This is a genomic window from Litorisediminivivens sp. KMU-197, assembly GCF_056858395.1.
On the sequence record NZ_JBXEQG010000001.1, the window covers coordinates 446184 to 459765 of the forward strand.

Consider the following 13582-nt stretch of genomic DNA (forward strand, 5'->3'; position numbering starts at 1 on the left):
AAATGCGCTTGCATTATGTCGATTTTTTCAGGCAAGTGTTAACAGGGAAGAGAAAGAGCAGGGTCCGACTTGGAACGTTCAGAGCATCAGCCCGCGCGTGTTGAGGGTAGGGTAAAATGGTTCGACCCGCTGAAGGGGTTCGGCTTCGTGATAGCCGATGCCGGCGGTCCCGACATCCTTCTGCACTCCAACGTTCTGCGCAACTACGGTCAAAGCTCGGTCGCCGATGGCGCGCGGGTGCTTGTCGATGTTCAGGAAACGCCGCGCGGCATCCAGGCCGTCGCGGTGATCGAGATCCAGCCGCCCGAGGATGACGGTACGCCGCCGCTTGCGGATTTCGAAGCGGTGGATCCCGATCTCATCGCTGCCGCCGAACTTGAGCCTGCGCGGGTGAAGTGGTTCGACAAGGGCAAGGGCTTCGGTTTCGCCAATGTCTTTGGTCGACCCGAGGATGTGTTCCTGCATGTCGAGGTGCTGCGCCGCTCGGGCCTGGCGGACGTGCAGTCTGGCGAGGCTCTGGGTCTGCGTGCCATCGAAGGCAAGCGTGGCCGGATGGCGGTTGAGGTGTGTCCATGGGAAAGTGCTCTGAAATCCGAATGATCGCGGCATTGCTGGCGATTGTCGGGGCGGGGCCGGTTGCGGCCGCCTGCACCCCCGGCCAGATCGAGTTGGCGGGCGACTTCGGGCGGACCGCCTTTGCAGTCGAGGTCGTCGATACCTACGAGACGCGAGCCAGGGGCCTGATGTTCGTCGAGCAGATGCCCGAGGATGCCGGTATGCTGTTCGTCTATGACCGTCCGCAACCGGTGGCATTTTGGATGGAGAACACGCTGATCCCGCTGGACATGATCTTCATCGACCGGCGCGGCGTGGTGAAGAAGGTGCATTCCAACGCGGTGCCGCATGACCGGACAGCCATTCCCAGTGGCGCGCCGGTGTTGAGCGTGCTCGAGATCAACGGCGGGTTGGCCGAACGAATCGGCATCGAAGAGGGGACCGTGGTGCGCCATGCGGACCTGCCGCAGGACGGCGCTGCCTGGCCGTGCTGACATCGCCGATCTGATACAGGTCTGCGACCTCTGCAAAAGAATTGACAGGGCGCGGGTCGCTTTGCGGCTTTTCTTTGCAGCGAGAGGCGATTAAGAAGACGCCGGTTTCGGGGCGTAGCGCAGCCTGGTAGCGCGACGGTTTTGGGTACCGTAGGTCGCAAGTTCGAATCTTGCCGTCCCGACCACTTCCTCTACATCGGCAACCGGTCGTTTTCCGTCCGCATGTGTGCATGAGCGCGGGGCGAGCCGACCGGCGTTATGTCCGACGCACCTGTTCCAAGCAGCGTCCATTCACTTTGCCAGACGGATTATCAGCGAGGTTCTCTGCGAATCCCCCGGACCTTGCGACCACCAAATCTGGTGTTTGTGGACGGCAGCGTCTGAGCATTTCGCGGTCATGACAGGCACTTGCCTGTGTCTTTCTGGCACATTCGTCACGTTTCCGGATTTTTCTGCGCACGCACAGCTTCGCTGCGGCAAGTGCAGCATCGCGCAGGGGATAAACCCCGGACAATTACGGGATGGAGGCGCCAAACGTCACGGTTTTCAAAGCACTTTTTCGAACCATGCCCTGTGGAGGATTTTGTGGACGCGCCGGGGTTGAATCGAGGAGCGTTTCAGTGATGGGTCGGTCAAGAGAAAACTGTTCTGATTTTAGAAAAAATCGTTGTTGACGGTCTATGCTTTAATACGTCAGATTGTGGGTGTTGTCGTAAGGCGCACAATATGTAGTGCCAGCGAAACAGGGGACGATAAACAGCCTTCACATAGGGTCACAGGGCCCGATCGACGCCGACCGGCGATTGCCTGGGCGTCTGCTGCCACCGGGATTGCGGGTTCGGCGGAAGGTGATGTTTTGCAAAAACTCGCGGCAAAGCCGCACTGGCCCGAAGGGCCGGGCTCAAGGTCAAAGAGGCAAGGTTAAAATGAAGATCGAAAGACGGTTCACCAAAGCGGGTCAGGATGCCTACGCAGAGATCGATTTCGTGACCACCGCGTCCGAAATCCGCAATCCCGATGGCACCGTGGTGTTCCGTCTCGACAATGTCGAGGTGCCGGCGTCGTGGAGCCAGGTGGCCAGCGATGTGATCGCCCAGAAATACTTCCGCAAGGCCGGGGTGCCTGTCGAGCTCAAGAAGGTGCGCGAGAAGGACGTGCCCGAGTTCCTCTGGCGCTCGGCCCCTGCCTCGGCCGATGGCGAACGCGTGGGCGAGATGTCGTCCAAGCAAGTGTTTGACCGTCTGGCCGGGGCCTGGACCTACTGGGGCTGGAAGGGTGGCTATTTCACCACCGAAGAGGACGCACAGGCCTATTACGACGAGATGCGGTTCATGCTGGCGACCCAGCGCGCCGCGCCCAACAGCCCGCAGTGGTTCAACACCGGGCTGCACTGGGCCTATGGCATCGACGGTCCCGGGCAGGGACACTACTACGTGGATTACAAGACCGGCAAGCTGACCCGGTCGAAATCGGCATACGAACATCCGCAGCCGCACGCGTGCTTCATCCAGTCGGTCGCGGATGACCTGGTCGGTGACGGAGGCATCATGGATTTGTGGGTGCGTGAGGCGCGCCTGTTCAAATATGGCTCCGGCACCGGCACGAACTTTTCGTCGCTGCGCGCCGAAGGCGAGAAGCTGTCTGGCGGCGGCAAGTCGAGCGGCCTGATGGGCTTTCTCAAGATCGGGGACCGCGCGGCGGGCGCCATCAAGTCGGGCGGCACCACGCGCCGGGCCGCCAAGATGGTGATCTGCGATGCCGATCACCCGGACATCGAGGAATTCATCAACTGGAAGGTCAAGGAAGAGCAGAAGGTCGCCTCGATCGTCGCCGGCTCGAAGATGCACGAGAAGATGCTGAACGGCATTTTCGAAGCGATCGGCGCATGGGACGGTCTGGCCGAGGACGCCTATGATCCGGCCAAGAACGACGGCCTGAAAACCGCGATCCGCGCCGCCAAGAAGGCGATGATCCCCGAGACCTATGTCAAGCGGGTGCTGGATTACGCGCGGCAGGGCTATTCGTCGATCGAATTCCCGACCTATGACACCGATTGGGACAGCGAAGCTTATGCGTCCGTCTCGGGGCAGAACTCCAACAACTCGATCCGGGTGACCAATGCCTTCCTCGAAGCGGTCAAGAACGGCGACAAATGGGCGCTGCTGAACCGCACCGACGGGCAGGTCGCCAAGGAAATCGATGCCAAGGAGCTTTGGGAACAGATCGGTCACGCGGCCTGGGCCTGCGCCGATCCGGGCATTCAGTACCACGACACCGTCAACCAGTGGCATACCTGCCCAGAAGACGGCGCGATCCGCGGGTCGAACCCGTGTTCGGAATACATGTTCCTCGACGATACCGCATGCAACCTGGCCTCGATGAACCTGCTGACCTTCTACCGTGACGGTGAGTTCCAGGCCGACGAATACATGCACGCGACGCGGCTTTGGACCCTGACGCTGGAAATCAGCGTCACCATGGCGCAATTTCCGTCGAAGGAGATCGCGCAGCTTTCCTATGACTTCCGCACCCTTGGCCTTGGCTATGCCAACATCGGCGGCCTGCTGATGAACATGGGTTACGGCTACGATTCGAAAGAGGGCCGGGCGCTTTGCGGCGCGCTGACCGCGGTCATGACCGGCGTGGCCTATGCGACCTCGGCCGAGGTGGCGGGCGAACTGGGGCCCTTTGCCGGCTACAAGCGTAACGAACAGCACATGCTGCGGGTCATCCGCAATCACCGCAATGCCGCTCACGGGCATACCGAAGGCTACGAGGGTCTCTCGGTCAAGCCGGTGGCGCTCGATCACGAGAACTGCCCGGATGCGCGTCTGGTGGAGCTTGCCAAGAGTGCCTGGGATGAGGCGCTGGAACTGGGCGAGAAGCACGGATATCGCAACGCGCAATCGACGGTGATCGCGCCCACCGGCACCATCGGGCTGGTGATGGACTGCGATACCACAGGGATCGAACCGGACTTCGCGCTTGTGAAGTTCAAGAAACTCGCGGGCGGCGGGTACTTCAAGATCATCAACCGCTCGGTGCCGGCGGCGTTGGAGAAGCTCGGATATTCCTCCTCCCAAGTTGAAGAGATCGTCTCTTACGCCGTCGGTCATGGCACTCTGGGCAACGCGCCCGGCATCAATCACACCTCGTTGATTGGCCACGGCTTCGGCTCTGAGGAGATCGAGAAGGTGGAAGCGGCGCTTGGCTCGGCCTTCGACATCCGCTTCGTGTTCAATCAGTGGACGCTGGGCGAGGACTTCTGCAAGGACGTGCTGGGCATCCCGGGCGAGAGGCTGAACGATCCGACGTTCGACCTGCTGCGCCACTTGGGCTATGCCAAGGCCGATATCGACGCCGCCAACGACCACGTCTGCGGCACCATGACGCTGGAGGGCGCACCGCACCTGAAGACCGCGCACTACGCGATCTTCGATTGCGCAAACCCCTGCGGCAAGAAGGGCAAGCGCTTCCTGTCGGTCAACAGCCACATCGACATGATGGCGGCGGCGCAAAGCTTCATTTCGGGTGCGATTTCGAAGACCATCAACATGGCCAACGACGCCACCATCGAGGATTGTCAGGCGGCTTATGAGCGGTCGTGGCAGATGGGGGTCAAGGCCAACGCGCTCTACCGCGACGGATCGAAACTGTCGCAGCCGCTGGCGGCGGCGCTGGTCGAGGACGACGACGATGCGGCCGAGGTGCTGGAAACCGGCTCGGCACAGGAGAAGGCCACGGTGCTGGCCGAAAAGATCGTCGAGAAGATCATCGTCAAGGAGATCGTGAAGTCGCAGCGGACCCGGATGCCGGAGCGTCGCAAGGGCTATACTCAGAAGGCGATCGTCGGCGGCCACAAGGTCTATCTGCGGACCGGCGAGTACGAGGACGGCAACCTCGGCGAGATCTTCATCGACATGCACAAGGAAGGCGCGGGCTTCCGCGCGATGATGAACAACTTCGCCATCGCCGTCAGCGTGGGCCTGCAATACGGCGTCCCGCTTGAGGAATTCGTCGACGCCTTCACTTTCACCAAGTTCGAACCGGCGGGCATGGTGCAGGGCAACGACTCGATCAAGAATGCCACATCCATCCTCGACTATATCTTCCGTGAGCTGGCGGTGTCCTATCTGGACCGCACCGATCTAGCCCATGTGAAACCCGAGGGCGCCAGCTTTGACGATCTGGGCCGGGGTGTCGAGGAGGGGCTCTCGAACGTCACCGAGGTGAGCGAAAGCGCGGCCTCGAAATCGCTGGAGGTGCTGAAGCAGATCAGCTCGACCGGCTACCTGCGCAAGCGCCTCCCCCAGGAGCTTGTCGTCCTGCGGGGCGGTCAGATGGACGATCCGGTCATGACCCTCCAGACTATTGTGCCCGACGTGGCGCAGGGCGGCGGTGCTGTGTCCGCCTCGGTGACGACGACGACGGCTGTGTCTTCCGGAACGGTGTCGATGGACGCGCGGACTAAGGCGAAGATGCAGGGCTATGAGGGCGACCCCTGCGGCGACTGCGGCAACTACACGCTGGTGCGTAACGGCACCTGCATGAAGTGCAACACCTGCGGCGGAACCAGCGGGTGTAGCTGAGCGCCGGAATTCCTGCGAAGGAATTCGGTTTGCGCGACATGAATGAGATCAGGGGCGGGTGCGCTCGCCCCTTGCACGGATCGGGCCGCAGGCGAAAAATCAAACGAGCGGTACCAACGATGAGCTTGGTTCGTGAAACTGGGGTGCCTGCGGGTGCCCCGTTTCTTTTTCAGGCAGAGCCCGTTACGGTGAAATCCCCACAAAGCTGTTCACATGCATGCTGGGGGTCAGGGAGTTGAAACTGTTGGCCTATGTTACGGCAGGGCCGTTGCGGAAAGGCCGTATCCACAGGACATGTCGCCGTCCACCAGTGCGTTCCCGGTCGGGCGAAGACCGATCCGTCGACGGATCGGTAAAAATTCGTCGACGGATTTTGCGTTGCGTTCAAAACAGGGGCGCTTTCCCGTCCTTGGGCTCTTTCCTTTCGCCGGAACCCGTGAAATAGGGAGGCGTCAAATGCTGCTGCTCATGAGGACCGCCGATGGAGATTCGCGAGGCGCTGACATTTGACGATGTGCTGCTGGTACCGGCCGCGTCCAATGTCCTGCCCAACACCGCCGACACCACCACCCGTGTGACCAAGTCGATCCGGCTGAACATTCCGCTGCTCAGTTCGGCCATGGACACCGTCACCGAAAGCCGGATGGCGATCACCATGGCGCAGGCCGGCGGCATGGGCGTGATCCACAAGAACCTCGACATCGAGGCGCAGTCGCGCGAGGTGCGCCGGGTCAAGCGGTTCGAAAGCGGTATCGTCTATAACCCGGTGACACTGAAGGTCGACCAGACCCTTGCGGACGCCAAGGAGCTCGTGGAGCGCTACAATTTCACCGGCTTCCCGGTGGTGGACGAAGCCGGCCGCGTGGTCGGCATTCTCACCAATCGCGACATGCGCTTCGCGTCCAGCGACGACACCCCGGTCAAGGTGATGATGACCTCGGACAACCTGGCGATGCTGGCCGAACCGGCGGACCTGGAAGAGGCCAAGTCGCTGATGAAGGCGCGGCGGATCGAGAAGCTGCTGGTGCATGACGGGCAGGGCAAGCTGACCGGCCTGCTGACACTGAAGGACACCGAACAGGCGGTGCTGAATCCCACCGCCTGCAAGGACAGCCTCGGCCGCCTGCGGGTGGCGGCGGCGACCAGCGTCGGAGACAGCGGCTTCGAGCGCACCGAGGAACTGGTGCAGGCCGGCGTGGACGTGGTGGTCATCGACACCGCGCATGGCCATTCGCAAGGCGTGCTCGAGGCGGTGACCCGCGCCAAGCAACTGTCGAACGAATTGCAGGTGATCGCCGGCAACGTGGCCACGGCCGAGGCGACACGGGCGCTGATCGACGCCGGCGCCGATGCGGTGAAGGTGGGGATCGGACCGGGCAGCATCTGCACCACACGGATGGTGGCCGGCGTGGGTGTGCCGCAGCTGACCGCGATCATGGACAGCGCGGGTGCTGCCGGCGACGTACCGGTGATTGCCGACGGCGGCATCAAGTTCTCGGGCGACTTTGCCAAGGCGATTGCGGCGGGAGCCTCCTGTGCCATGGTTGGCAGCATGATCGCCGGCACGGATGAATCGCCCGGCGAGGTGATCCTCTATCAGGGCCGCTCGTTCAAGGCCTATCGCGGCATGGGCAGCCTTGGCGCCATGGCGCGCGGGTCGGCCGACCGGTATTTCCAGAAGGATGCCGCCAGCGACAAGCTTGTGCCCGAGGGGATCGAGGGACAGGTGGCTTACAAGGGCTCTGCTAATGCCGTCATTCACCAGATGGTGGGCGGGCTGCGCGCGGCCATGGGCTATACCGGATGCGCCACGATCGACGAGATGCGCAGCAACTGCCGTTTCGTCAAGATCACCGGATCGGGGTTGCGGGAAAGCCATGTGCACGACGTGCAGATCACGCGTGAATCTCCGAACTATCGCGTAGGATGATCAAGGGGCTGCGCGCCCCTAGAAGTCGTCGTTCTATGCGCTTGTCTTGGGGCAATCCGGTTTCGGGTAGGGCACCACAGCCTTTGGCGCGCTGATCCGAGGCTGCGTACAGATCACGAGACCGGGCGCCTCAGGACGCACGTGAATAGGTCTGCCTGTCAGGCACGTGCTGATCGAGACCGGCAGCGATGATCCGGGTCAGGGCGCGGCCCTCCGGCTTGATTTCAAAGCAGCCATCTTGCAGGCGCACCAGATCCCCAAATTGATCGGCGAGTCGTCGAAGCTCCGGTGCGAGAGTGTTCGCCGCGACACCGAACTCGCCCTGCAACGCTGTCAGTTCAATACGGAAGTTGCACATCAAGACCTCGATCGCGCGGGCACGAAGACGGTCTTCAGAGCTTAGCGCATAACCCCTCGATGCTGCGAACCCGCCCGAGGCGATGCGCTGGATGTAGGCGGCCGTCGCCGGGGCGTTCTGGACGTATCCGTCCGTAAACCGTGAGATCGACGAAGCCCCGAGGCCGATCAGAGATTGACAGGTATCGGCGGTATAACCCTGGAAATTACGTCGCAGGCGGTCGCTGCGCGCCGCCGCTGCCAGCGTGTCACCCGGCAGCGCGAAATGGTCTATGCCGATTGGCGACATGCCCGCTTCGACCAGTTTTCCAGCGGCGATGGTAGAAAGATGGTAGCGCTCGCCATCGTCGGGAAGCGCGGCCTCCTTGATCAGCTTCTGTCGCTTCGACACCCAGGGCACATGGGCATAGCCGAAAAGCGCCGCCCGGTCCGGGGTTAGATTGAGAACCTTGTCGATGGTGTCGGTGATCCGGGTCCGGGTCTGATGAGGCAGGCCATAGACCAGATCAGCGTTCAGGGATGTAATCCCCGCCGCGCGCAGATCATCGACGCAGGCGCGCGTGATGTCGAAGGGTTGCGGCCGGCCAATGGCCTGTTGCACTTCGGGGTCGAAGTCCTGAATGCCGATCGACGCCCGGGTCATGCCCTCGGCCACCAGTGCGTCGATCTTCGCGCGGTCAATCATCGTCGGGTCGATCTCGACCGAGAACTCGAAATCCTCATCCGGAGGGAATACGGCGCGGATTGCTGTGGCCAACCGATGGATCAACGGCGGCGGCAGGATGGTCGGCGTGCCCCCGCCCCAGTGCAGGCGTCCCATGCGCAGGCCGGTCGGAACCGTATTGCGAAGCAGGTCCAGTTCGGCCTCCAGCGTCTCGATATAGGCTTCCACGGGTCCGAGGGTGCGCGTTCCCTGTGTGTGGCAGGCGCAGAACCAGCACAGCCGTTCACAAAACGGGATATGGACATAAACGGAAACCGGCTCGGCTGGGTCGAGGGTTTCGAGCGCCGTCCGGTAATAGTCTGCTCCGACCGATGCCGTGAAGACAGCCGCCGTCGGATAGGAGGTATAGCGCGGTACGCGCGCGTCGAAGAGGCCATGGGCCTTGAGTTTCTCTAAGTGCTTCATGCGGTCAACTTGCACCGAATGCCGACGGCGGACTTTGCGCTAGAACAAATTTCGCGGGGAAAGTTGCAGGGATATTTGAGAACCGAGGACTTGTCGGGGAGCAGGTCAGCCGAAATCTGGACGGTCAGGCCGTCCGTCGCGGAGGACCCCGAGCTGCCATCCGTTAGAAAAATTAGATGCTGCAGCACGGAAGTAGATGACACTTCGTCGATGATGTCCGGCTCGTCAGCGCAGGAAGGTTAATTTTCCGAAAATCTTCCTTAGTGAATGAGCCGATCACTTAGAAGGATCCTGCGCTAGAACAGTCGCAAGCCGGTCGCGGGATCAAAGATGTGGGATTGGCCCTGTTGAACCGAGAAGCGCAAAGGTGTCGTTCCTTGCGTCATGACGTGTACACCGGGAAGGCTGATTGTGAAGCCGTCGGGATGCCCTGACAATCGGCAATGGAGCAAGGTATTCGCTCCCAAGGGCTCTGTCATCTGGACGGTCACAACCAGAGGGCCGTTATCGTCGGGCGTCAGGTGCTCGGGCCGGACGCCGAACTTGACCAGACCATCTGGCGCGCTGGCCTCAGCGACGGCTTTCCCATCCACCATGACCGCGCCAGCTTCGACGTGCGCATCCATGATGTTCATGGCCGGGCTGCCGATGAACTGCGCAGCGAAGAGCGTGCGCGGCGTTTCGTAGACTTCCAGCGGCGTTCCGATCTGCTCTGCCACGCCGCCATTCATGACGATCATCCGGTCGGCCATGGTCATGGCTTCGACCTGGTCGTGGGTGACATAGAGCGATGTGATCCCGAGCTTGGCCTGCAGTTCCCTGATCTCCAGCCGCATTTGCACGCGCAGCTTGGCATCTAGGTTGCTGAGCGGTTCATCGAACAGAAACACCGCAGGCTCGCGGACGATGGCACGTCCCATGGCGACCCGCTGGCGTTGCCCCCCCGAGAGCTGCCGGGGCTTGCGGTCGAGGAGCGCTTCAAGCTGCAAGAGCCGCGCGGCCTCTTCCACCTTGGCGTTGATCTGAGCCTTGGGAAGGCCTGCGATCTTCAGCCCGTACCCCATGTTCTGTCGTACCGACATGTGCGGATAAAGCGCATAGTTCTGGAAGACCATGGCGATATCGCGGTCCATCGGTTCCTTGTCGTTGGCGCGCGTCCCGCCGATCAGTACATCGCCGTCGGTGACCGTCTCCAACCCCGCGACCATGCGAAGCAACGTCGATTTCCCGCACCCCGAGGGGCCCACGATGACGATAAATTCGCCATCCGCGATCTCGACATCGATCCCGTGGATGACATCCGTTGATCCGAATGATTTCGTGACGCCCTGAAGGGTAACTGTCGCCATATTTACTTCTCGCTGTCTACAAGGCCGCGGATGAAGAGACGCTGCATCCCCACCACAACGATGACCGGTGGGATCATCGCGAGGATGGACGTCGCCATAATCGTCGGCCAATGTGCAAAGTCGTCGCCCGAGGGGAACATCTGCTTGATGCCCATGACGATGGTGTTCATCTCCGGATCGGTGGTGATCAGAAGCGGCCAGAGGTACTGGTTCCAACCGTAAATGAAGAGGATCACGAACAGCGCTGCCACGTTGGTCCGGCTCATGGGCACCACGATATCCCAGAAGAACCGCATCGGGCGCGCGCCATCGACGCGGGCGGCCTCGGCCAGTTCGTCCGGTATTGTCAGAAAGAACTGCCGAAACAGGAACGTCGCGGTGGCGCTGGCGATCAGAGGTAAAATCAGGCCGGAGTAGCTGTTGAGCATCCCGAACCCGGCGACCACTTCGAAGGTCGGTACGATGCGAACCTCCACCGGCAGCATCAGCGTCAGGAAGATCATCCAGAAGAACACGCTTCGCCCGGGGAATTTAAAATAGACGATCGCGAAGGCAGAGAGCAGCGATATGGCGATCTTGCCCACCGCAATTCCGACCGCCATCACCAGGCTGTTGAAAAGCATCGTCGCCACGGGCACGTTCACGCCGGAAAACAGAGCGTTCTTGTAGTTGATAAAGAACTGGTCGCCCGGCCAGACGGGCATCGGCGGGCGAATGATATCGGCCTGCGTCACGGTCGAGGCGACGAAGGCCAGCCAGATCGGAAAGAAGATCACAAAGACGCCAAGCACCATGAAGACATGCGTCAGCCAAAGCCCGGCGCCGCGTCTTTCGACCATGCCATCGGGCTGGCGCTTGCGGCGTTTCGGCGGCACGGCTGCGGCGAGCGGATCGGCATTGGCCATCAGTAGTGCACCCGCTTCTCGATGAACTTGAACTGGATCACCGTCAGAAGTCCGACGACGACGAGCAGGATCACCGATTGCGCCGACGACGACCCGAGATCCTGGCCCACGAAGCCGTCCGAGAAGACCTTGTAGACGAGGATGGTGGTGGATTGCTGCGGCCCGCCGGCGGTGATCGTGTGGATGACACCGAAGGTTTCAAAGAAGGCGTAGACCACGTTCACGACCAGAAGGAAGAAGGTAGTCGGCGACAGCAGCGGCAGGACGATGGTGAAGAAACGACGCCAGAAATGGGCGCCGTCGATGGCCGCCGCCTCGATGACCGATCTGGGTACGGCCTGCAGCGCGGCAAAGAAGAAGAGGAAGTTGTAACTTATCCGCCCCCAGGAAGAGGCAACGACGACCAGCCCCATCGCCTCTCCGCCGTTCAGGACGTGGTTCCAGTCGTACCCCATGGTGCCCAGATACCACGAGATAATGCCGACGCGCGTGTTGAACATGAACAGCCACAGTACCCCGGCAACGGCAGGGGCCACCGCGTAGGGCCAGATCAGCATGGTGCGATAAACGCCCGATCCCTTGATCAGGCGATCCGCGACGACCGCGAGAAACAGTGCCGGGATCATGGAGCACAGCGTGACAAGGATCGAAAAAATCGCGGTGGTCAAAAAGGATGCGCGATAGAAGGGATCGCTCAGCAGAAACTCGAAGTTGCCGAGACCGACGAACTGCGACGAAAGCCCGAAAGGATCCGGAATGAAGAGAGACTGCCAGATGGCCTGCCCGGCCGGGTAGAAGAAGAACACCGCCGAGATGAGGACCTGCGGCGCGATCAGGAGCAGCGGCAGCAGCCAGCCGCGGAAGGTAACGCGCTTTTCCATAAACTTGCCCCCGCAAGGAAAGGGGCAGGCTTTGACAGCCTGCCCGATGCTTACTTAACGGTTGGCGGATTCGAAGCGTCGCAGCAGGGCGTCGCCCCGTTCCTTGGCGCTGTCCATGGCCTCTTGGGCGGTCTTGTCTCCGGCCCAGATTGCCTCCAGTTCTTCGTCGATAATGCCGCGGATCTGGTCGAACGAACCAAGACGCAGACCCTTCGAATTGGCCGTAGGTTCCTTGGCGGTCATCTGGGTCACGGCGATATCGGTGCCTGGGTTTTCCTCATAGAACCCGGCGGCACGCGTGGCCTCTCCGGCCTCGGATGTGATCGGAAGATAGCCGGTGTCTTGGTGCCATTGTGCCTGAACATCGGAGGAGGACAGGAAGGCGAGAAACTCTCCGACGCCCTTGTAATCCTCAGCTTCATGCCCTTCGAGAACCCAAAGCGAAGCACCACCGATAATCGTGTTCTGCGGTGCGTTGCCTACGCCTTCCCAGTAGGGCAGCGGACGCACCTCGAAATCGAACTCGGCCTCGGCCTTTATGCCCGCGTAGCCGGCCGAACTTTCGGTGAAGAGGGCGCATTCTCCGGAGCGGAAGTTGGCCCCGCCTTCGTTACGACGACCGGTATAGATGAACTTGCCCTCCTGGGCCCACTCACCCATTGCGGTCAGATGCGCGACCTGCGCTTCGCCGTTCAGCATCAGTTCGGTATCCAGACCGGCAAACCCGTTGTCCTTCGAGGCAAAGGGTACGTCGTGATAGGCCGAGAAGTTTTCAAGATGGATCCAGCTCTGCCAAGCGGTGACCAGTGGGCAGTCTTCTCCGCCCGCCTTCAAGGCGTCCAGCACCTCGTCGACTTTTTGCCAGGTGGAGAGGTCGGTGTCCGGGTCAACGCCTGCGGCCTCGAATGCGTCGCGGTTCACCCAAAGTACGGGCGTGGACGAGTTGAACGGCAGGGACAGCATGTCGCCCTCTGTCGTGGTGTAATAGCCCTTGACCGAGCCGATATAGGCGTCGGGATCAAAGGTCGCGCCGCTTTCGGCCATGACTTCATAGACCGGTTTGGTTGCGCCTTTAGCCGACATCATGGTTGCGGTGCCGACTTCGAACACCATCAGGATGTGGGGCTGCTCGCCGGCACGGAAGGCCGCGATCCCGGCGTTCAATGTCTCGGAGTAGTTGCCCTTGTGGCTTTCAACGACGACATAATCGCTCTGGCTGCTGTTAAATTGCTCGACCTGGGCCTTGACCAGTTCGCCAAGACGCCCGGTGAAGGCATGCCAGAACTGCACCTCTGTTTGCGCATTTGCCGCCAAAGGCGACAGGATGGTGCTGGCGGCCAGAAGCGCGCCGACAAGTGATTTTCTCATTTTTCCTCCCATGCACGACGTTGCG

9 protein-coding genes and 1 tRNA gene are annotated in these 13582 nt (G+C 61.3%); 5 read left to right on the forward strand and 5 right to left on the reverse strand.

What is annotated here, in order from left to right:
• Nucleotides 1-69 precede the first annotated feature (69 nt).
• The 5 genes from AC04PT_RS02165 to guaB all read left to right on the forward strand — a co-directional run bounded on the left by AC04PT_RS02165 (nucleotide 70) and on the right by guaB (nucleotide 7568).
• Nucleotides 70-600 carry a cold-shock protein gene (locus tag AC04PT_RS02165; protein ID WP_482871849.1) on the forward strand — a complete coding sequence of 177 codons (531 nt, stop codon included), beginning with the start codon at nucleotides 70-72 and terminating at the stop codon, nucleotides 598-600.
• Nucleotides 597-1049: a DUF192 domain-containing protein gene (locus AC04PT_RS02170; protein WP_482871850.1), complete on the forward strand. Its 453-nt coding sequence runs from the start codon at nucleotides 597-599 to the stop codon at nucleotides 1047-1049. The genes AC04PT_RS02165 and AC04PT_RS02170 overlap by 4 nt, the downstream gene beginning before the upstream one ends.
• 108 nt (nucleotides 1050-1157) lie before the next feature.
• A tRNA-Pro gene (locus AC04PT_RS02175) sits at nucleotides 1158-1234 on the forward strand.
• A 741-nt stretch (nucleotides 1235-1975) separates the two neighbouring features.
• On the forward strand, nucleotides 1976-5638 hold the full coding sequence (locus tag AC04PT_RS02180) for a vitamin B12-dependent ribonucleotide reductase (RefSeq protein WP_482871851.1): 3663 nt from the start codon (nucleotides 1976-1978) through the stop codon (nucleotides 5636-5638).
• A 481-nt stretch (nucleotides 5639-6119) separates the two neighbouring features.
• Nucleotides 6120-7568: an IMP dehydrogenase gene (gene guaB, locus AC04PT_RS02185; RefSeq protein WP_482871852.1), complete on the forward strand. Its 1449-nt coding sequence runs from the start codon at nucleotides 6120-6122 to the stop codon at nucleotides 7566-7568.
• A 130-nt stretch (nucleotides 7569-7698) separates the two neighbouring features.
• Here the strand turns inward: guaB and hemN are convergent, their stop codons facing one another.
• The 5 genes from hemN to ugpB all read right to left on the reverse strand — a co-directional run bounded on the left by hemN (nucleotide 7699) and on the right by ugpB (nucleotide 13557).
• Entirely contained in the window at nucleotides 7699-9054 is a 1356-nt protein-coding gene (gene hemN / locus AC04PT_RS02190) for an oxygen-independent coproporphyrinogen III oxidase (RefSeq protein WP_482871853.1), read from the reverse strand.
• 296 nt (nucleotides 9055-9350) lie between these two features.
• A complete protein-coding gene (locus AC04PT_RS02195; RefSeq protein ID WP_482871854.1) occupies nucleotides 9351-10403 on the reverse strand; it encodes a sn-glycerol-3-phosphate import ATP-binding protein UgpC in 1053 nt (350 codons plus the stop codon).
• Nucleotides 10404-10405: 2 nt separating this feature from the next.
• Complete coding sequence (gene ugpE / locus AC04PT_RS02200) at nucleotides 10406-11242, reverse strand: sn-glycerol-3-phosphate ABC transporter permease UgpE (RefSeq protein WP_482872432.1); 837 nt, start codon at nucleotides 11240-11242, stop codon at nucleotides 10406-10408.
• A gap of 65 nt (nucleotides 11243-11307) precedes the next feature.
• Entirely contained in the window at nucleotides 11308-12189 is an 882-nt protein-coding gene (ugpA, locus tag AC04PT_RS02205) for a sn-glycerol-3-phosphate ABC transporter permease UgpA (RefSeq protein ID WP_482871855.1), read from the reverse strand.
• A gap of 54 nt (nucleotides 12190-12243) precedes the next feature.
• Complete coding sequence (gene ugpB / locus AC04PT_RS02210) at nucleotides 12244-13557, reverse strand: sn-glycerol-3-phosphate ABC transporter substrate-binding protein UgpB (protein WP_482871856.1); 1314 nt, start codon at nucleotides 13555-13557, stop codon at nucleotides 12244-12246.
• Nucleotides 13558-13582: the final 25 nt, after the last annotated feature.